This window comes from Shewanella sp. OMA3-2 (assembly GCF_021513195.1).
Lineage (GTDB): Bacteria > Pseudomonadota > Gammaproteobacteria > Enterobacterales > Shewanellaceae > Shewanella.
Genome location: NZ_CP090974.1, coordinates 236,746 through 257,500, shown reverse-complemented (window position 1 = coordinate 257,500; position 20,755 = coordinate 236,746). Strand labels below are relative to the sequence as shown.

Annotated in this window: 12 protein-coding genes, 1 tRNA gene and 2 rRNA genes (1 of these 15 cut by a window edge); 9 read left to right on the top strand and 6 right to left on the bottom strand. The window is 43.2% G+C overall.

Annotation, left to right across the window (positions count from 1 at the left end; translation table 11 throughout):
- From L0B17_RS01125 to L0B17_RS01110, 4 genes are all read left to right on the top strand, one after another.
- Window positions 1-1,976 (top strand): 23S ribosomal RNA (locus L0B17_RS01125) (it extends 926 nt beyond the left edge of the window).
- 159 nt (window positions 1,977-2,135) lie between these two features.
- Window positions 2,136-2,251 (top strand): 5S ribosomal RNA (gene rrf, locus L0B17_RS01120).
- Window positions 2,252-2,355: 104 nt separating this feature from the next.
- Window positions 2,356-2,433 (top strand) — tRNA-Asp (locus tag L0B17_RS01115).
- 587 nt (window positions 2,434-3,020) lie between these two features.
- Complete coding sequence (locus L0B17_RS01110) at window positions 3,021-4,295, top strand: competence/damage-inducible protein A (protein WP_235087010.1); 1,275 nt, start codon at window positions 3,021-3,023, stop codon at window positions 4,293-4,295.
- A 28-nt stretch (window positions 4,296-4,323) separates the two neighbouring features.
- Here L0B17_RS01110 and L0B17_RS01105 read toward each other — a convergent pair whose 3' ends face one another.
- The 4 genes from L0B17_RS01105 to argE form a co-directional block, all read right to left on the bottom strand.
- Window positions 4,324-7,305: a DUF2339 domain-containing protein gene (locus tag L0B17_RS01105; protein ID WP_235087007.1), complete on the bottom strand. Its 2,982-nt coding sequence runs from the start codon at window positions 7,303-7,305 to the stop codon at window positions 4,324-4,326.
- A gap of 125 nt (window positions 7,306-7,430) precedes the next feature.
- The gene (locus tag L0B17_RS01100) at window positions 7,431-7,967 is read right to left on the bottom strand and encodes a DUF1439 domain-containing protein (RefSeq protein WP_235087006.1); all 537 of its coding nucleotides are present in this window, start codon (window positions 7,965-7,967) and stop codon (window positions 7,431-7,433) included.
- The gene (gene ppc, locus L0B17_RS01095; RefSeq protein WP_235087004.1) at window positions 7,967-10,615 is read right to left on the bottom strand and encodes a phosphoenolpyruvate carboxylase; all 2,649 of its coding nucleotides are present in this window, start codon (window positions 10,613-10,615) and stop codon (window positions 7,967-7,969) included. Before ppc ends, L0B17_RS01100 begins: the two co-directional genes overlap by 1 nt.
- A 155-nt stretch (window positions 10,616-10,770) precedes the next feature.
- A complete protein-coding gene (gene argE / locus L0B17_RS01090) occupies window positions 10,771-11,922 on the bottom strand; it encodes an acetylornithine deacetylase (RefSeq protein WP_235087003.1) in 1,152 nt (383 codons plus the stop codon).
- Between the two features lie 264 nt (window positions 11,923-12,186).
- Between argE and argC the strand changes: the two genes are divergently transcribed.
- The 5 genes from argC (at window position 12,187) to argH (ending at window position 17,747) form a co-directional block, all read left to right on the top strand.
- Window positions 12,187-13,167: an N-acetyl-gamma-glutamyl-phosphate reductase gene (argC, locus tag L0B17_RS01085; protein ID WP_235087001.1), complete on the top strand. Its 981-nt coding sequence runs from the start codon at window positions 12,187-12,189 to the stop codon at window positions 13,165-13,167.
- Window positions 13,168-13,194: 27 nt separating this feature from the next.
- Window positions 13,195-13,974: an acetylglutamate kinase gene (gene argB, locus L0B17_RS01080; RefSeq protein ID WP_235086999.1), complete on the top strand. Its 780-nt coding sequence runs from the start codon at window positions 13,195-13,197 to the stop codon at window positions 13,972-13,974.
- An 11-nt stretch (window positions 13,975-13,985) separates the two neighbouring features.
- Window positions 13,986-14,891, top strand: a complete 906-nt coding sequence (locus L0B17_RS01075) for an ornithine carbamoyltransferase (RefSeq protein WP_235086998.1) — start codon at window positions 13,986-13,988, stop codon at window positions 14,889-14,891.
- Window positions 14,892-15,000: 109 nt separating this feature from the next.
- Complete coding sequence (locus tag L0B17_RS01070; protein WP_235086997.1) at window positions 15,001-16,224, top strand: argininosuccinate synthase; 1,224 nt, start codon at window positions 15,001-15,003, stop codon at window positions 16,222-16,224.
- 158 nt (window positions 16,225-16,382) lie between these two features.
- The gene (gene argH, locus L0B17_RS01065) at window positions 16,383-17,747 is read left to right on the top strand and encodes an argininosuccinate lyase (protein WP_235086996.1); all 1,365 of its coding nucleotides are present in this window, start codon (window positions 16,383-16,385) and stop codon (window positions 17,745-17,747) included.
- Window positions 17,748-17,832: 85 nt separating this feature from the next.
- Here the strand turns inward: argH and L0B17_RS01060 are convergent, their stop codons facing one another.
- Entirely contained in the window at window positions 17,833-19,965 is a 2,133-nt protein-coding gene (locus L0B17_RS01060) for a TonB-dependent receptor family protein (protein ID WP_235086995.1), read from the bottom strand.
- A 16-nt stretch (window positions 19,966-19,981) separates the two neighbouring features.
- Window positions 19,982-20,752: an HpcH/HpaI aldolase family protein gene (locus L0B17_RS01055; protein ID WP_235086994.1), complete on the bottom strand. Its 771-nt coding sequence runs from the start codon at window positions 20,750-20,752 to the stop codon at window positions 19,982-19,984.
- Window positions 20,753-20,755 lie beyond the last annotated feature (3 nt).

The window sequence follows — 20,755 nt, the reverse complement described above, 5'->3', positions numbered from 1 at the left end:
GGGAGACAGACAGCGGGTGCTAACGTCCGTTGTCAAAAGGGAAACAACCCAGACCGTCAGCTAAGGTCCCAAAGTGTATGTTAAGTGGGAAACGATGTGGGAAGGCTTAGACAGCTAGGATGTTGGCTTAGAAGCAGCCATCATTTAAAGAAAGCGTAATAGCTCACTAGTCGAGTCGGCCTGCGCGGAAGATTTAACGGGGCTAAACATACCACCGAAGCTACGGGTTTGCAGTTTACTGCAAGCGGTAGAGGAGCGTTCTGTAAGCGGTTGAAGGTGAAGGGGTAACCCACACTGGACGTATCAGAAGTGCGAATGCTGACATGAGTAACGATAAAGGGAGTGAAAAACTCCCTCGCCGAAAGACCAAGGGTTCCTGTCCAACGTTAATCGGGGCAGGGTGAGTCGACCCCTAAGGTGAGGCCGAAAGGCGTAATCGATGGAAAACAGATTAATATTTCTGTACCTCTGCTAACTGCGATGGAGAGACGGAGAAGGCTAGGCTAGCGCGGCGTTGGTAGTCCGCGTTTAAGGTAGTAGGCGGTGTTCTTAGGCAAATCCGGAACACGTACTTAAATGTACACGTTGAGAGCTGATGACGAGTCACTAAGGTGATGAAGTAGTTGATGCCATGCTTCCAGGAAAATCTTCTAAGCTTCAGGTTAGTAGGGATCGTACCCCAAACCGACACAGGTGGTCGGGTAGAGAATACCAAGGCGCTTGAGAGAACTCGGCTGAAGGAACTAGGCAAAATGGTACCGTAACTTCGGGAGAAGGTACGCTGCTGTTGGTGATGGGACTTGCTCCCTAAGCTGACGGCAGTCGCAGATACCAGGTGGCTGCAACTGTTTATCAAAAACACAGCACTGTGCAAAATCGCAAGATGACGTATACGGTGTGACGCCTGCCCGGTGCTTGAAGGTTAATTGATTGGGTTATCGCAAGAGAAGCTCATGATCGAAGCCCAAGTAAACGGCGGCCGTAACTATAACGGTCCTAAGGTAGCGAAATTCCTTGTCGGGTAAGTTCCGACCTGCACGAATGGCGTAATGATGGCCACGCTGTCTCCAGCCGAGACTCAGTGAAGTTGAAATTGCGGTGAAGATGCCGTATACCCGCGGCTAGACGGAAAGACCCCGTGAACCTTTACTATAGCTTGGCACTGAACATTGAACCTACATGTGTAGGATAGGTGGGAGACTTTGAAGCTTCGTCGCTAGATGGAGTGGAGTCAATCTTGAAATACCACCCTTGTAGTTTTGATGTTCTAACTCTGGCCCCTTATCGGGGTTGAGGACAGTGCCTGGTGGGTAGTTTGACTGGGGCGGTCTCCTCCCAAAGAGTAACGGAGGAGCACGAAGGTTGGCTAAGTACGGTCGGACATCGTACGGTTAGTGCAATGGCATAAGCCAGCTTAACTGCGAGACATACACGTCGAGCAGGTACGAAAGTAGGTCATAGTGATCCGGTGGTTCTGAATGGAAGGGCCATCGCTCAACGGATAAAAGGTACTCCGGGGATAACAGGCTGATACCGCCCAAGAGTTCATATCGACGGCGGTGTTTGGCACCTCGATGTCGGCTCATCACATCCTGGGGCTGAAGTCGGTCCCAAGGGTATGGCTGTTCGCCATTTAAAGTGGTACGCGAGCTGGGTTCAGAACGTCGTGAGACAGTTCGGTCCCTATCTGCCGTGGGCGTTGGATGATTGAGGGGAGCTGCTCCTAGTACGAGAGGACCGGAGTGGACGAACCGCTGGTGTTTGGGTTGTCATGCCAATGGCATTGCCCAGTAGCTACGTTCGGAATCGATAACCGCTGAAAGCATCTAAGCGGGAAGCGAGCCCCAAGATGAGTCATCCCTAGAGCTTTAAGCTCTCTAAAGGGCCGTAGGAGACTACTACGTTGATAGGCAAGGTGTGTAAGCGTTGTGAGGCGTTGAGCTAACTTGTACTAATGACCCGTGAGGCTTAACCATACAACCCAGATGGGTTTTACTGATACGACTTAGTATTAGGATGGGACACTTAAGCAGTGCGAGAACTCAAATAAGCGAAGCTCTGATAAGGGCCTAAGCAAATCAGCTTTCCGAATTATTATTTAATACACAATGAGTGTGTTAGATAAACCAAATTTGTCTGGAAACCATAGAGCTGTGGCACCACCTGATCCCATTCCGAACTCAGAAGTGAAACACAGTATCGCCGATGGTAGTGTGGGGTCTCCCCATGTGAGAGTAGGTCATTTCCAGGCGCCAAATTATCTCGTTAAGAGATGCTCGAAAGAGCAAGTCTCCTAGTTATGACATACTAGCGACTTAAAAAGCATTTAGTATCTTGCGTAAGCATTTTACTAAAGGAGCGGTAGTTCAGTTGGTTAGAATACCGGCCTGTCACGCCTGGGGGTCGCGGGTTCGAGTCCCGTCCGCTCCGCCAACTTACATAGAGGCCTCGTCATAAGACGAGGCTTTTTTGTATACAAAATTTATACAAATACTGCAAGGAAGCGGTAGTTCAGTTGGTTAGATTCTTTATAAACAAAAGTCGGCCTGTCTCACGTGCCGTAGGCACATATTCGAGTCCCGTCCGCTCCGCCAACTTAAGATGAAGGCCTTTGCAGCAATGCAAAGGCCTTTTTCGTATGTGTAATTTATAAGTTCCTAAACGTTATCGACTCTTTTATTTTAGGTTATTAGAGAGTGTTTTTCTCATTACCAAATGTCATTATTCTGATATAAGTGATGCAATAATTGATTATTTAGGCGGTCATTACCGCTGTGTTAATTTTATTTAAAGCCTTTGTCGTCATGCAAAGGCTTTTTTGTACCTGTAATTTGGGTCGCCAACCTTTAAGTCCATCATTTATATTGATAAAGAACTGTGGTGGTATGTTTATTAACCAACGAATGATTCGGTTATTTCTATTGGACTAAATCGATATAGATAAATCGATCTATTTTCTTGCTATTACCATATTGGTTGCCATAACTTATGCAGTAATTGTTGATATAAAGGGAAAAGTAATGAAGCTTGAGATGATTTGTACTGGTGAGGAAGTGTTATCTGGCCAGATTATTGATACCAATGCCGCCTGGGTTGCCAATGAATTAATGTCTTTGGGTATTGAAATGCAACAGCGCACTACCGTGGGTGATAGATTGGCTGATTTAGTGGCTGTTTTTCAGGAGAGAAGCAAGCATGCTGACATTATCTTAGTTAATGGCGGTCTAGGCCCAACCAGTGATGATATGTCTGCGCTTGCGATGGCAAAAGCCAAAGGTGAAGATCTAATAGAGAATCAACAATGGCGTGATCATCTAGAGAATTGGTTTACCAAAAGTGGCCGTGTGATGTCTAAGAGCAACTTAAAGCAAGCTTGGTTGCCCGAGTCGGCTGTAATGATAGATAATCCAGTTGGCACCGCCTGTGGCTTTAGGGTGAAGCTGAATAAAGCCTGGCTATTCTTCACTCCTGGTGTGCCTTTTGAACTAAAGCACATGTTCAAAGAGCAGTTTGTACCATTTATTACTGAAGAGTTTGGTTCTGGTGATAACACCCAACTTCATAAATTACTGACCATTGGTTATGGCGAATCTACACTTGCTGATATGTTAACAGAACTTACCTTACCCCAAGGTGTAGAGTTAGGTTATCGCTCGTCTATGCCACATATTGAAATTAAAATTTTTGCCCGTGGTGATAAGGCGATTCGAGAACTACCTCAGGTGACAAAAGCGGTTAAGGAATGTTTAGGCACGGCTGTTGTGGCGGAAAATAAGCCGACCTTAGCAGAGGAGATCCATGCGAGATTATTTCAGTCTGGTTTTAGTTTAAGCGTTGCTGAATCTTGTACAGGTGGCATGATCACCAGCCAGTTAATTGATTTCGCTGGTAGCTCATCGTACTTACATCATGGCTTAGTGACCTACAGTAATGAGTCCAAGGTAAAAGTACTAGGAGTTAATCCGCAAATTTTAGATGATCATGGCGCAGTCTCAATTCAAGCTGCTGAAGCTATGGCTGAAGGCGTTCGTAAAATACTTGATAGTGACTTTGCTTTAGCAACCAGCGGTATTGCAGGCCCAGAAGGTGGGACAGAGCAAAAGCCAGTCGGCACAGTTGCAATAGCACTCGCGACGCGTAATGGCATTTATAGCCAAATGGTTAAACTGCCGAGCCGCTCTCGACAGTTGGTTAGAAGCCTCAGTGCTGCAGTGGCTTATGACATGTTACGCCGTGCACTATTGGATGAGGCTGTGATAGTTGATTATCCATCAATCAGTCGATTTGAAAAATAATAAACGCTGATACTATATTTTTATTGAGTTAATCCCTGCAGGCTAAGTTTTGTGGGGATATTTCATTTTTTCTGCGTTGATAAAAATACGCGACCGTGAGTAATATGATACCGATAAGCATAAAGGCAATGACTTTCTGGACCAATATAAAGGAAGCCATATCGACGATAATCACTTTCAACGTTGTTAGCCCAAATAAAATAGCTGACAGTTTAATTAAATCTTGATGATGAGGTCGCAAACTTAAAAACAGTAAAATACTACCATGTATCACCATTAAAATAGCACTCACTGTGGCCGCAAGTTCTCCTGCTAATACTTTTACCCAGATTAAATAACTAATGACTAATAGGATATGCCATCCCCACTTCAAGCCAATTTTAGCGATTGATGAGCAGTTTGTTTTTATGCCTGACCGCGGCTTAGCTAGATAATAACCTAAAATTAACAATACGATGATTTCAGCGATAATCTGTAATCCATTGCTGATATTTACTGTAAGTCGCATGTCGAAATGTTCTAAAATAGGCAATACCGCAAAGCCAAGAATTGCATAAAAGCCTAAACGATAACTGACTTTAATGGGGGCGGCAAAGAAGCGTCCAATAGGATTGCTGCGCTCAGTAAGTAGCGTAAAGTAGCCACTCAATATCGCTAAGGTAATGGCCCAGGTATTATCGATAAAGCCCACTCCTGTTTGTACCACTACGGCAATCACAAGTGCAGTAAAGTAGGGGCCTAAATGCCAACTCGACTTGAGGGTTAATTGCCATTTATCGTTGAGGGTACTGTATCGCTTAGCGATCACTCCCATCAATAATGCACCAATGAATAATGCGACTAAGCCCTGCCATTGCTGCTCGATGCAAAATACCAGAGTGGCTAAGGTGGCCATAAAGGCCAATGCATTAGCCTGCAGTCGTAAAACGTTATGATTAACGTAATAGGCCAAACTTATACTGATAATAGTACTTAACCATAATGCGATAGCTGTGAAATCAGCAAAATCACGCATGACTTTAGGTAAAAATAGTAAGGGTAGCGCAAAGAAACACACTAATTGAGTGTAATAAGCTAACTTGATCAACTTGGCTTGTGGATAGTATTTCTGATACCAATAATAACCCGCCAATAAGCATATAAATAATTCGATTCGCGCAAGTTTAGCCGGCAACATTTGAGCTGAAAGACTAAAGCTGTTTGCTTCTACAATGCCATAAGTGACTAAAGCCATTAATGGAATGAGCCATAGCCATGCCAGAATCTCTGTAAACCTTAACGAGTGTCGTGCACTTAATACCAGTAATAACGCAGTGATAATTGGTATAACATTTAAGCAGTATTCTGGTGAAATAAAGTAACTGATAATCAAAAAAGTGACCGAATATAAAAGGCTAAGCAACTCCTGGCTGATTAAGGTAATGGTTTTCTCTACTGGTATTAAAGCCACTCTATGTTGCAGTAATAATCGGGTCGCAGTGTAGATAATACAGCAACTGATAATCATCATTACGCTGGTTGATAATGATGTTTGCCAAGCAGTTGAAATAGGGCCAGTTAAAGTATCTAACAAGGTTATTATACTATCAAGCAACCCTAAGGTTAGTAATGCATAAGCCTCAAAGCGGATAGCGACAAATTGTTGTTTACAACCAATCCAGATAAGCAATAAGCCCTCGAGGAGTAAGACTAAACCCAGCAAATTGGGGCTAAGCATGTATAACGCGGCAAAGCCTGCAAAACTCGCCGCAAAAGCCAATGTTAACTGACCTATTTGTTTGTCGTGTTTTATTCGCCAATAAAGTATTGCACACACGAGTGCGTTAACTAAAAATAGCTCACCGGCAAAATCGTATAAGTCACCGATGATATAAACAAAAAATACTAATAGCGAAATAGGCACTGCTAATAGTCTGACGTTAAGCGAGGTTTTCACCAACAATAATAAACTCACCAGACTGTATAAGTAGAACATGACGTGGAGGGCAAATAAATTGATAACGAATAAGGTCTTTTCAGTACCTGATATTCCGATAAAAGCCGTCGCGTATTGTATGCAGGCAATGTGAAGTATTGCGGTGATTTCAATGAGTACTGGCCACGTAAGTTTATAGCTTTGATATAAAGAACAGCCGCCTAATAACATTAAGTAAGGTAGGTATAATGCTGCTGAAGTGCCACCGTCAAACAGTAACAGCGGGGCAAGTGAGCCCCCTGCTAAAGCGACAACAGCAACAACTTTAGTCTCTAGCTTATTCGACAGCCCGTACCCTAATAAGGTGTTAACCAGTAATAACCCTAAACTAATGCTGTTTGGTACCAGTTGAAAATAGGGACCTAAATAGTACAGGCAAAGATAATTAAGGATTAAGCCTAACCCAACAATAGCGGACGAATATTCTCGCATACCGGGACGTTTAAAGTGAATGAAAATGCCGCCGAGAATGATCGCATTGGAAGTGGCTAAGCCTAGTAAGGCTTTACCCAGATCAGATAACCAATGATTAATAGAAAACTGCAGTAAATAACCAAATCCGAGCGTTAGGGTAATAATACCAGCCAGTGTCATTAAGAAAACCGGTCCTAAGCCTTTGGCGTGGTAACGCTGGTAAAACTGTCGCGCTTTATCACCAACTTCTGCCAATGGAGCCATCGCTTGCGATGACAGCTCTGCTAATCCTTTAGCAAGTTGCTCAACTAATGCTGAAAGTGCGCCTTTTGATGCTGCTGGTCGCTGAATAATGGAGCTTTGATTATTAAGATTAACCTGTGGAGCGACGACATCTTGAGTCGGGCTTTTTAGGCCGACTGTGTTGGGCTGCAATGGTGAGATTGGTTTACCTGGCGTCTGAACATAATCCGCTGAGGCGTTAATTTGTGCGGATAAAAAATCGAGTTTTTCGCCAAAAGCGAGTAGATGATCCCCCAGTTGAGTTTGATTATTCGATTGTAATTGTTTAAGTGCTTCTAACTCAGCTTTCAGTTGGTTGACGTCATCCGTTAACGACATGGTCATTATCCTTTTATACAATGCGCTGCCATCGTATTTTTATTTTAAATTCTGTGCAAGAGATGCGTTTAATAAAAACAAAAAAAGCGCCTATTGGCGCTTTATATTGATAATAGTGTGTGGTGTTAAAACTTAACCACTAATTTACCTTTTTGAACCGCGAGCTCTTTGGTCATTTTAGCCATTAATGCTTGATTCGAATCATTGACATCAAGTGTATAAACGGGCTGACTTTCTAGAAATCCACGCAAGAAGCCCATTACCTGTGGAGTAATGGCTGTTAGTGCTTGCTCAAAATCAGCCGGCTCGGCACGGACATTGACTAAGTTCAAATTGCGTAAATAAATACTTTTGGTGGCAGCGTCATACCAAGGCTGTGCTTCAAATGTGGTTTTAAGCTTAGCGCTAATTGGCATTAACGGATTACGAATACGCACCAGAGTGGTAGCCGTTAATCCCATAATATTAGGCTTGTCACCTAAGCTGACTTGCATATCGTTCAGCACCAAATTAATACCAATAATTTGGTTACCTTGTTTTACCTCAAAGTGCATCTCATTATTAAGGTAATTTTCTATCTCATTTTCAGTAATACTGTACTGACTGGCGCATCCAGTCAGTAGCAGTAAGACACTGACAAAAATCAGCTTTAGTGTTTTCATTAACCCGTGTTTCTCATGCCTGCGGCAACGCCCGCGATAGTAAGCATTAGCGCCAATTGTACATGTGCAGAAGGCTCTACTTCTTTACGTGTACGGGCTAATAGCTCGGTTTGCAGGAAGTTTAATGGATCAATGTAAGGATTGCGAAGTTTAACTGATTCACGGTTCCAGGGAGTATGCGACATTAACTGATCTGACTCGGTTAATGACAATACGGTATCAATGCCCAGTTGTAATCTTTGTCGTAATTTCTCACCTAAATGATGTAATTCAGGTTTAACTAAACACTTCTCATAATAGCGCGCAAGGTTTGGCTCTGCTTTCATGTAAACCATCTCTAACATAGAGATACGGGTTTCGAAAAATGGCCACTCGGCTTCCATTTCACGCAGCAATGTTAGCTCATCACGCTGAATCGCGGCATTTAGGGCTTCACCTGCACCTAACCAAGCGGGTAGCATTAAGCGGTTTTGTGACCAAGCAAAAATCCACGGAATAGCGCGTAAACTTTCGATGCCGCCATCGACTTTACGTTTAGCTGGACGGCTACCTAATGGTAATTTACCCAGTTCAACTTCTGGTGTGGCTGAACGGAAATAAGGCACAAAGTCTTTTTCTTCACGCACGATACCGCGGTAATGTAACACCGACTCTTCTGCAATGCGCTGCATACAATCGCGCCAGGCTTTTTTCGGCTCAGGAGGCGGTAATAATGTCGCTTCCATCACGGCTGAGGTATAAAGCGCTAAACTTTGTACCGCTAATTTGGGTAAACCAAATTTAAAGCGGATCATCTCGCCTTGTTCGGTGACGCGGATACGGCCATCTACTGAACCAGGCGGTTGAGATAGAATCGCTTTGTGAGCAGGCCCGCCTCCACGTCCGATAGAACCACCACGGCCGTGGAATAACATCAGTTTAACGTTGGCTTTGTTACATACTGCAACTAACTGCTCCTGTGCACGATATTGCGCCCAGGCTGCGGCCATTACACCAGCATCTTTCGCTGAGTCAGAATAGCCAATCATTACTTCTTGCATGCCTTTGGTGTAACCACGATACCAATCGATATCTAATAAAGACTTTATACAGCTAGCGGCATTGGTTAAGTCTTCTAAGGTTTCAAATAACGGCACAACGCGCATTGGATGACTGCAACCGGTTTCTTTCAATAGCAATAACACAGTCAACACATCTGATGGTTTACCCGCCATCGAAATAACATATGAGCCCAAAGATTCTTTAGGCTGCCTAGCAATCAATTCGCAGGTCTTGATCACTTCAGCCACATCTTCGCTTGGCTGCCAATTAGCAGGCATTAATGGGCGACGATTAGTGAGCTCGCGCAGTAAGAATGCTTGTTTTTCGTTTTCATCCCAGTGATTGTAATCACCTAAACCTAAATAACGGGTTAACTCGGCAATCACATCGCTGTGACGAGTTGAATCTTGACGAATATCCAGGCGCAGCATATGAATCCCAAAGCTGGCTAGGCGGCGTAAAATATCAAGCAGTAATCCATTAGCAATCAGCTTCATGCCGCTGTCGCATAAACTGTTATAAAGCAGTTCTAATGGTGCTTGCAGATCCGCCTGTTGCCATATGAGTTCACTGGTATCAACATCGGGAAAACGGCCTTCAATTCGAATATTTAAGTAATCTATGGTTTTACGCAGTTTACAACGTAATTGACGAAGTACGTCACGGTATGGCTCATTGCTGTTATTCGTTAGCGCAAGCAGTTCAGGCGTTGCTTGCTCCATAGATAATTCACCGACTAAAGCGACAATATCTTTTAAGTACAGACGCGCAGCAGCATGACGATTTCGGTCTAATACTTCCTGGGTGACTTTGTGGGTCACAAATGGGTTGCCATCACGATCGCCGCCCATCCAGCTAGAAAAGCGAACCAGGGCGATATTAATTGGTAATTCTTTACCTGTGCGCTGCTCGACTTGATCATTTAATTGACGTAGAAAGTCAGGAATAGCCTGCCATAAAGAGGTTTCAATCGTGCTTAAGCCCCAACGAGCTTCGTCTACAGGTGTTGGGCGTTCGCTACGAATTTCATTGGTATGCCAAATTTGGGCAATTAATTGGCGTAAACGTAAGTTGTTCTGGTTGCGCTCACGATCTGACAGCTGGCTGTTTTCTTGGTCTGTTAAACAATCAACAACCGCAGCGTATTTTTGAATTAAAGTACGGCGTGATATTTCAGTTGGGTGAGCGGTAAGTACTAAGTCGATTTCTAATTGCTTTAAGCAATTAATCACATCATTTTCATCTAAGTCAGTGTTAAGAATACGTCCAAGTAGTTGCTCTACAGGATCGGGTACACAGACTAATTCATCACAGTTACGGCTAATTGTGTGGTATTGCTCGGCAATGTTTGCCAGGTTTAAAAATTGGTTAAATGCTTTGGCAAACGGGACTAATTCTTCATCTGGAAGTGAGGTCAGTAATGCTAACATTTGCTCGCGAGAGGATTCATCGCCTTTACGTGCCTGTTTAGCAAGAATTCGAATTTGTTCTACTTTCTCAAGAAACGCATCACCAAGATGGCTTTGCATTGTTTCACCTAAAATTTGGCCTAAATGTCCCACATTCGATCTCAGTGAGGCATACATATCTGCCACTTGCTCTGCCATACATACTCCAAAGTAAACTAGGTTAAACTTGCACTACTTATCTATCACAATAACCATCGTACAGTATTCGGTCAATACACAAACACCGCGTTTGGTAATTTTATTTCGTTAAAAAATTTCAGCAAAGGCGGTTTTAAGGCTTTTTTGGTTAAAAATTACTTAATACATGCGTGATAAATCATTTTTTTGATCAGTTCTACAGTAGGCGTAAGATATTCTAAGCCGATAAACTCATCTGGCTGGTGGGCTTGGTTAATACTTCCTGGTCCCAATACCAGTGTTTGACAGCCTAGTTTGTTGATATAAGGCGCTTCGGTTGAGTAGTTAACTACTTCAGCTTCATGGCCTGACAATTCAGCAACCAGCTTTGTCCATGGGTTGTCCGCTTTGCCAGCGAATGACTCAGCACCAGGGTATAAAGTGCTCACACTAATACTGCCAGGGTATTCTTTACTGATATCACTTAAATAATTCAATACCATGAGTTCAAGATCGGCCAATTCCATTCCCGGTAAAGGACGAATATCTAAGTGTAAATCACAGCAACCACAAATGCGGTTAGCTGCATCGCCACCATGGATATGGCCAAAATTCATTGTAGGGTAGGGAACGGTAAAAGCGTCTTCGCGATAGTTTTCACTTAAATGCTGTTTAAGTTTTAATAATTGCCCCATGACTTTATGCATCACTTCAATGGCATTTAATCCGCGGGCGGGGTCAGATGAATGACCACTGCGACCAATAACACGTATACCTTGTGCTAAGTGACCTTTATGCATATACACAGGTTTTAAGCTGGTGGGCTCACCTATTACTGCATAGTCAGGTGCAATGACTTTTGAATCGGCAAATGCTTTTGCGCCACTCATAGTGGTTTCTTCATCGGCACTGGCAAAAATAGTCAGTGGACGCTTAAAGTCTGCTAATGGCATGTCTTTTAACGCTTCAAGTACCAGGGCAAAAAAACCTTTCATGTCACAGGTGCCTAGACCGTACCAGCGATTATCTTTTTCAATTAACTCAAACGGGCTTTGACTCCAGCGACCTTCATCAAAAGGTACGGTATCAGTGTGGCCAGCTAATAGTAAGCCGCCTTCCCCTTGGCCAATGCGGGCAATGAGGTTTTGTTTATTGCGCGAGTCTGCAACCGTTGGGGTTTCGCAGCTAAAACCTAGCTCGCTGAACCATTGTTGTAACAAGGTGATAACTGCATGGTTACTCATATCTTGTTCTGGTTCAAGCGCACTGATAGATGGTGTGCCAATTAGCTGTGTAAAAGCGCTTTTTAGGTCAGGAAGTGTGCTCATTAGTTGTCCTATGTCTGAAATTATTAAAATACTTATTCAATAATATTGCATAAAAATTATTGTGTGCTAGTCTAGCAAACAGATGAATAAGGCACTACAACTAGAATGTAAGAAATGATAATAAATATGTGTAACTTTACTGTTAAATCCAATATACCAATAATCAGTAAGAACTTCCTGCGACGATAGTTCTAGATTAGACGTCCCCCGTCTAAATGTACTATGCTAACACTTCCACTTATGACAACAAAAGACAACAACATAATGAAAAATATCGCAATTATTGGTGCCAGTGGTTACACAGGTGCACAAATTACGTCTTTGATAAATGCTGATGCTAATTTATCTGTTCAGGGGCTGTATGTGTCTGAGGGTAGTTTAGATAAAGGGCGTAAGCTAGCAGATCTTTACCCAACTTATAGTCATATGTCTTATGTGCTTGAACCATTAACAGACAAGGCGAAAGCAACAATTATTGCTGAAGCTGATGCCGTGGTATTGGCGACAGAACATTCAATTAGTTTGGAATTAGCGGCTGAGTTTTATAAAAAAGGCTTAGCCGTATTTGATTTAAGTGGTGCTTATCGTTTTGCCGATGTAGCTCAATACCCTAAGTGGTATGGCTTTGAACACACTCATCCTGATGTACTAGCAGATGCCGTTTATGGGTTAGCAGAATGGAATAGTGAGCAAATTAAGCAAACTAAAATGATTGCTGTGCCTGGGTGTTACCCAACAGCATCATTAACCGCACTAAAACCGTTAAAGCCATTTCTGACAGATGCTTATCCAGTGATAAATGCAGTGAGTGGTGTTACTGGTGCAGGACGTAAAGCACATTTACATACCAGTTTTTGTGAAGTCAGCCTAACACCTTATGGTGTGTTAGGTCACAGACATCAGCCTGAAATTGCTACGCAGTTAGGTCAAGAAGTGATATTTACCCCGCATTTAGGTAATTTTAAACGGGGTATTTTGGCCACAATTACCGTGCAATTAAAGCCTGGTACAACAGAGGCGGATGTTGCTAAAGCTTATAGCGTTTATGACAGCTCACCGATAGTGACCGTTAAGCACAATCAATTCCCTAAAGTGGACGATGTGGTACTCACACCAAACTGTCATTTAGGGTGGAAATATGACGAAAACAGTGGTTATTTAGTGGTTGCCAGCGCAATTGACAATCTAATGAAAGGTGCAGCAAGCCAAGGCTTACAGTGCATCAAGATCCACTTCGGCGTTTAACAGCTACATAAAACAAGGATAACAAAAATGACAACTAATTCTGTTTTAGTACTAAAAGTAGGCGGCGCATTACTGCAAACTGACACTGGCATGGCAAATCTAATGTCAGCAATTAAAGACATGACCGCCGCAGGACAAAAAATTATTTTAGTTCACGGCGGCGGCTGCTTAGTGGATGAGCAATTAACGGCAAACGGTAAAGAGATTATCAAGCTTGACGGTTTACGTGTTACCCCAGCGGATCAAATCGGCATTGTGGTCGGCGCATTAGCAGGCACATCAAACAAAACCTTACAGGCTGCAGCAGCCAAAGCGGGTGTAGTGAGTGTCGGCATGAGCTTGGGCGACGGAAACGTGGTTAAAGCTAACATTAAAGATGAGCGTTTGGGCCTAGTGGGTGAAGTTACTCCGAACGACGCTAGCTATTTGAATTTCATTTTACAGCAGGGCTGGCTGCCAATTTGTAGCTCTATTGCCATTTCAGATGCCGGTCAAATGCTTAATGTTAATGCTGATCAAGCTGCCACCGCATTAGCCAAACTCGTTAACGGTACCTTAGTGCTGTTATCTGATGTATCAGGCGTGTGGGACGCTAACAAGCAAGTGATTAAAAGTTTAAATAAAAGTCAGATAGATACCCTAATCGCTGAAGGCGTGATTGAAAAAGGCATGAAAGTCAAAGTTGAAGCTGCTTTAGAAGTGGCTCAATGGATGGGCAAGCCTGTTTTAGTCGCTTCTTGGCAAGATACTGAACAGTTAAAAACATTAGCACAAGGCGGGTCTATCGGGACCCAAATACAGCCTTAATGGAGTAGTTTATGAAGCACCTATTGTCGATAAAAGAGTTATCTCAAACTCAGTTACTGGATATTTTAGCGTTAGCTAAAAAAATTAAAGCCAATCCTGCTGAGTACCGTCGCGCCTTAGATGGTAAAAGCGTTGTGATGTTATTTGAAAAGCCATCACTGCGTACCCGAGTAAGCTTCGATATTGGCATTAACAAGTTAGGCGGTCATTGTTTATATCTTGACCAACAAAACGGTGCTTTAGGTGAACGAGAATCAGTGGCGGATTTTGCCACTAATATTTCATGTTGGGCCGACGCTATTGTTGCTAGAACATATCTGCATAGCACAATAGAAAAACTCGCTCAATACGGCAGTGTACCGGTAATAAATGCGTTATCTGATTTATATCACCCATGTCAGGCGTTAGCTGACTTTTTGTCGTTATCTGAGCAGTTTGATGATATTAGTCAGGCGAGGTTAGCCTATGTGGGTGATGGCAATAATGTCACTCATTCATTAATATATGGTGCGGCTATTTTAGGCTTAACCATGACAGTGATTTGTCCTGAAGGGTATTTCCCTGATGCATTGGTGGTTATGGAGGCACAAGCCTTAGCTGAACAAAATGGCGGAAAACTGACATTGTCAGCAGATATTAATCAAATTGAAGGCCATGATGCCATTTATACTGACACTTGGATTTCAATGGGTGATGAAACGTCTTTAGCTGAAATTAAAGAACGCTTCAGTCCATATCAGGTTAATGCTGAGTTAATGGCTAAAGCTGGGGCAAAATACTTTATGCATTGCTTGCCAGCCCATCGTGGTGTGGAGGTAACTGATGAAGTGATTGATGGCAAAGGCTCATTAATTTTAGATCAAGCAGAAAACCGTATGCATGCCCAAAATGCAGTATTGGTAACCTTATTAAGTTAGTCGTATTCTAAGCTAGTCGCATTTTAAATAAGTGAAATAATTAAGTGAGTAGTGCTGGTGGCGTTATTCATCTATAAAAATATACGTAATTGATTCTAGGGAAAAAAACATGTCTAGTGCAGTGAAAAAAACCGGCGTTAAAAAAGTCGTCCTCGCTTATTCAGGCGGGTTAGATACCTCAGCCATCATCCCGTGGTTAAAAGAAACCTATGATGATTGTGAAATCGTCGCCTTTTGTGCCGACGTAGGTCAAGGCGAGGAAGAACTAGTAGGCTTACACGAAAAAGCCATCGCTTCAGGTGCATCTGAATGCTATATAGTTGATCTAAAAGAAGAGTTTGTTGCTGATTATATTTACCCAACCATTGCTACTGGTGCAATTTATGAAGGTACTTACTTGTTAGGTACTTCAATGGCGCGTCCCATTATTGCCAAAGCACAGGTTGAAATTGCCCGTAAAGTTGGCGCTGACGCCGTATGTCATGGCTGTACTGGTAAAGGTAATGACCAGGTCCGCTTTGAAGGGTGTTTTGCTGCCCTAGCACCCGATTTAAAAGTGATTGCCCCTTGGCGTGAATGGGAAATGCGTAGCCGTGAAGATCTACTTGATTACTTAGCAGAGCGTAAAATTCAAACCACAGCATCAGCCACTAAAATTTATAGCCGTGATGCTAATGCTTGGCATATTTCCCATGAAGGCGGTGAGTTAGAAGACCCGTGGAACGAGCCATCAAAAGGCGTGTGGACGTTAACCGCTGCTCCAGAAGATGCGCCAAATGAGCCTGAATACGTATCTTTAGCGGTTAAAAATGGCCGTATTACCCATGTAAATGATCAAGCATTAACGCCTTATGCTGCATTAATGAAATTAAACGACATTGCTGGTAAACACGGTGTGGGTCGTATCGACATTACTGAAAACCGCTTAGTGGGTATGAAGTCACGTGGTTGTTATGAAACACCCGGCGGTACAGTGATGTTTGCTGGTTTGCGTGCTATTGAAGAGTTAGTGCTAGATAAAACCAGCCGTACTTGGCGTGAGCAGATAGCAGCCCAAATGTCGCATTTAGTCTATGACGGTCGTTGGTTTACGCCTTTATGTAAGTCACTAATTGCTGCATCTGAGTCGCTAGCTGAATCAGTTAATGGTGATGTGGTGATCAAGCTTTACAAAGGCCAAGCCACTCCAGTTAAAAAACGTTCACCAAATAGCTTGTACTCAGAAGCTTTTGCTACTTTTGGTGAAGATGACGTGTATGACCAAAAACACGCAGAAGGCTTTATTCGTTTATATTCTTTAGCTAGCCGTATTCGCGCGCTAAACACGAAGTAAACATTAAGCAATCTAAAAAGGGCGCTGTAAAGCGCCCTTCTTGTAATCACTTTTCTGCTTGAATAAAAGAATGCTTCAAGAGTGAATAAAGAGTGCTTACAAGAAGCAAATATTGATCTAATCGACTTAATTAAATAGCAAAAAAAGAGGATACCGACATGGCGTTATGGGGCGGAAGATTTCAGGGCGAAACCAGTGCACTTTTCAAATTATTTAATGACTCATTGCCAGTCGACTACCGCTTATTTGAACAAGACGTTGTCGGCTCAATCGCTTGGGCTGATGCCATTGCTAGCGTTGGGATTATTACCGCACAAGAGTGCATAGATTTAAAAGCGGCGTTAAATGAATTGCTTCTAGAAGTGGGCAATGATCCGCAAGCTATTATCAGTAACGGCGCAGAAGATATTCACAGTTTTGTTGAACAAAAACTGATTGCTAAAGTGGGTGATTTAGGTAAAAAACTGCATACAGGCCGTTCACGTAATGATCAAGTTGCCACCGATTTAAAGCTGTGGTGCAAAAAAGAAGGTGCAGCATTACTGGCCCGTTTAGGCACATTACATGCAGAGTTAATCGCATTAGCCGAGCGTGAAGTTGATGCAGTTATGCCAGGTTATACCCATTTACAACGTGCACAACCAGTGACTTTCGGCCACTGGGCGCTAGCTTATGTAGAAATGTATGAACGTGATATTAGTCGCCTACAAGATGCATTAGGCCGAGCCGATTCTTGTCCACTCGGTTCGGGTGCACTGGCAGGTACGGCTTATCCGATAGATCGTCACGCATTAGCATCAGCACTAAACTTTGCTCGTCCAACCTTGAACAGTTTAGACAGCGTGTCTGATCGCGACCACGTAGTGGAATTGTGTAGCGCCGCATCGATCAGCATGATGCATTTAAGCCGTATGGCCGAAGACTTAATTTTCTTTAATTCTGGCGAAGCTAATTTTATCTCGTTAGCGGATGAAGTGACTTCTGGTTCGTCATTAATGCCACAAAAGAAAAACCCAGATGCATTAGAGTTAATTCGTGGCAAAACGGGTCGTGTGTATGGCAGTTTAGTGGGTATTCTCACCACAATGAAAGCCTTACCATTGGCGTACAACAAAGACATGCAAGAAGATAAAGAAGGCTTGTTTGACGTGGTCGACAGCTGGGCAATTTGCCTAGATATGGCCGCATTAGTGTTGTCAGGCTTAAAAGTTAATCGCCCACAAGCGTTAGTCGCAGCTCAGCAGGGTTATGCTAACGCAACTGAGCTAGCTGATTATCTTGTGGCTAAAGGCATGCCGTTCCGTGAAGCGCATCATGTGGTTGGCGAAGTGGTGGTATTTGCCATTAGTCAGCAAAAGCCGATTGAAGCGTTAAGTGTGGCTGAGCTACAAAAATTTGCTAAGGTGATTAGCGATGATGTCTATCCAAATTTAACGATTGAAGCGTGTTTAGAAAAACGTGACGTACTGGGTGGTACAGCGATTAATCAAGTCAAAGCGGCAATCTCAGCCAAAAAAGCGTAAATATAGCGTTATTTATCAAAAAGCCCTGCTGGTGGACACCAGTAGGGCTTTTATGTTTTAACCGTTAGCAATTAGGCCTGTTGTATTAAAAGGTATAACCCACATCTAAACTGAGTGAGCGCCCTGCAGCAGGTACTCGTCCTGCAGGAGCCACATCTAAACCTCTAAAATAGTATTCATTATCAAATAAGTTATTGACTGATAATCCTACTTTTAAGCACTGATTATTTTGTTTAAACAGCTCTGTGCCAATATTAAAATTAACCACAGTGTAAGCTGGAACTTGACCAGACACGCCTGATATATCTTCTTCTACTGTGTTTGCAAGGTCGGCAAATGACTTGCTGTAATAAAACGCCATTAACCCTAAATCAATATCCTGGATGCTATATAAAGCACTGGCTGACAGTTGATGTTTAGACACATAAGGCAGTTCATTGCCGGCAAACTCACCATCAAGTTGTTCGGTATCTAAATAGTTGTAGGCGCCAGTTAGCACAAGATCAGGCAATGACATGGGTGAGTAAGTCCCCTCTAGTTCAATACCTTGGTTACGGGTTTGGCCAATATTAACAAACATGCTGATATTTCGGTCGTATTCGACTTTATTTTCAAAATCGATACGGTACGTTGCAATCGTTAAGTTACTGCGTTCCGTTGGGGTAAAGCGGGCACCGGCTTCATAGTTCCAAGACAGTTCTGACTCTAAGGTTTGGTCCTTAGGCCATAATTGCGCAATTTGTGGTGTTCTTAATGAGCGCTGAGCATTGGTGTAGGCAAACCAATTGGCGCTAAACTCATAGCCTAAGGTGATACCAGGAAGCCATTCGGTAACATGGTTATCCTGACTATAATTTTGGCCGACATTGGTGAAGGTCATACGGACATCTTCATATCGTAGCCCGGGTGTTAGCGCTAATGCATCGTCAAAAAAGCCTATTTTATTACTTACATAATAGGCCATGGCATTGGTGTCCATTTGCCAGTCTCTTGGGCGAGTAGCCGCTTGAGTTGATTTGTCTATATGATTAAGTTGGTAGCTAATATCTTCGTTAATATAACGGGCTCCTGCAATAATATGTTGACTGATATTGCCATCAATTAACACACTTGCAGTGGGTTCTATCCCTAATATGGCAAAATCGCGTGGTGAGTTACGCAGGTGAGTGGCTTCTTGGGTGGTGTCGCTCCAGCTAGTACCTAAATTGCCGTCGGTGTCTTTACGTGCGTCATAAAAGTCCCACTGAAAATTACGTGAACTTTTATTACCAAATACTTTAAGGTCAATCTCGCCATAGTCGATAACGTCTGAGTTATCGAGCACGTGGCTATACTTTAATGACACCCGCTTAGTATCGGCATTAAACTCATCATTAAGGCGCAAAGACTGTTGACGATCAGCTTCATAAGCTGGGGTGTTTAATGCTCCCGGTAGCTCAGAAAAAGCATCATAATATTGCAGTGTCGCATCTAAACTGTTTTGCTCATCAATATTCCATACCGTCTTTAACATCAGATTTTTAATGTCGGTTTCTGAATGTTCACGAAAGGATTCCCCTTTAGTGATGTTGCCATCAAAACGCATCGAGAAATCTTCATTAACGGCACCGCCAGTGCCAATGTTGGTGTCAAATAGGTTATGACTGTCACCAAAAAAGGTTATGCGCTCATTAAGCGTGGTTTCCCATTCAGTTGGAATGGGCTTTGAGATCAGGTTGATAACGCCACCGACGTTGTTTGGCCCATACTGAATTGATGCACCACCGCGTGCCACATCAATTCTGTCTATCATAAATAACGTTGCTGGAAACAATGATTGACCAGTATGACCATATGGCGCCAGTGTCATTGGGATCCCGTCGAGTAAAACCTGTGCGTAACCACTGCGGCTGCTGTCTAACCCTCGCACAGATATGTTAGGTAAAACGCCTGTACCCGTTTCATCTTTAATCTTTATACCAGGCACCTGTTGTAATGCGGTGTCGATTGACCTTGCCGCGGTGCGATCTAGTTGCTCAGAAGTAATAATTGAGCGGTTACCCGTATAGGTTTTCAAGTCGGCCACCTCAGAGTTGCCGAGCAAGCTGCCTGTTACCACAATGACTTCAGGCTTAGATCCCGTGTTACTTTTGTCAGCCCATGCAGATGAGCTTGCTAGGCTTGCGGTAATTGCCACAGCAATAGTGGTTAAAGTAAATCTGGATTTTTCAGTTAACATGCATATTTCCTATGTTTCATTTGGTCTGTTTTAATGTTTCAAGTTGGTTTTTAAATGTTTTAAAGATGATTCCTCGATCTTCACCCATCAAAAATGCTTTGACGCCATGTTGGTGCCAATGAGCTTGTTGTTCGGCAGAGCGAGGGATGGCACAAAATGTAATCTTGCTGGCTTGGCACAGTTGAGCCATTTGATGTATGTGAGCTTGGACATCAGCATGGCTAACCTGTGTGCCATGTCCTAGTGAGAGGCTGAGATCTAATGCACCTTCAATAATCATATCTACTTGGTCAAGTTTGACTATTTCAGGTAAAGCGGCCATACCCTGTTGGCATTCGATCATCAGGCAAACTAACACCTCTCGATTAGCCCGATGGATGTAATCCTGCAGGGGCAAAGTGCCAAAGCCGGTATTTCGGCCGCCGGAAATACCGCGCTGGCCCAAAGGTGGGTATTTAGCTGCCGCAATGATATTTTTTGCCATATCTAGGCTAGATACGCGTGAAACGACAATACCTGCTGCGCCCGCATCAAGCATTTTGCCTATAGTGGCAGGGTTATCGTCGGGCACTCTCACTAACAAAGGCAGCCCAGAGCAATCGGCTGCGCGAATACAATGGGCTAAGGTGGCATCGCAAACCAATACATGCTCAGTATCTAGAATGGCAAAATCAAATCCTGCATAAGCAAACATTTCGCAGATCACGGGGGAAGGAACAGAGTTTAATATTCCAAAAATGGCTTGTTGTTGGGCTAATTTTAATTTCAGTGAGCTAATCGCAAGCATAAT

What these genes read in the sequence shown, in the direction of transcription:
- L0B17_RS01110 (WP_235087010.1), top strand. Translation starts at nt 3,021, where the DNA reads ATGAAGCTTGAGATGATTTGTACTGGTGAGGAAGTGTTATCTGGCCAG.
- L0B17_RS01105 (WP_235087007.1), bottom strand. Translation starts at nt 7,305, where the DNA reads ATGTCGTTAACGGATGACGTCAACCAACTGAAAGCTGAGTTAGAAGCA.
- L0B17_RS01100 (WP_235087006.1), bottom strand. Translation starts at nt 7,967, where the DNA reads ATGAAAACACTAAAGCTGATTTTTGTCAGTGTCTTACTGCTACTGACT.
- ppc (WP_235087004.1), bottom strand. Translation starts at nt 10,615, where the DNA reads ATGGCAGAGCAAGTGGCAGATATGTATGCCTCACTGAGATCGAATGTG.
- argE (WP_235087003.1), bottom strand. Translation starts at nt 11,922, where the DNA reads ATGAGCACACTTCCTGACCTAAAAAGCGCTTTTACACAGCTAATTGGC.
- argC (WP_235087001.1), top strand. Translation starts at nt 12,187, where the DNA reads ATGAAAAATATCGCAATTATTGGTGCCAGTGGTTACACAGGTGCACAA.
- argB (WP_235086999.1), top strand. Translation starts at nt 13,195, where the DNA reads ATGACAACTAATTCTGTTTTAGTACTAAAAGTAGGCGGCGCATTACTG.
- L0B17_RS01075 (WP_235086998.1), top strand. Translation starts at nt 13,986, where the DNA reads ATGAAGCACCTATTGTCGATAAAAGAGTTATCTCAAACTCAGTTACTG.
- L0B17_RS01070 (WP_235086997.1), top strand. Translation starts at nt 15,001, where the DNA reads ATGTCTAGTGCAGTGAAAAAAACCGGCGTTAAAAAAGTCGTCCTCGCT.
- argH (WP_235086996.1), top strand. Translation starts at nt 16,383, where the DNA reads ATGGCGTTATGGGGCGGAAGATTTCAGGGCGAAACCAGTGCACTTTTC.
- L0B17_RS01060 (WP_235086995.1), bottom strand. Translation starts at nt 19,965, where the DNA reads ATGTTAACTGAAAAATCCAGATTTACTTTAACCACTATTGCTGTGGCA.
- L0B17_RS01055 (WP_235086994.1), bottom strand. Translation starts at nt 20,752, where the DNA reads ATGCTTGCGATTAGCTCACTGAAATTAAAATTAGCCCAACAACAAGCC.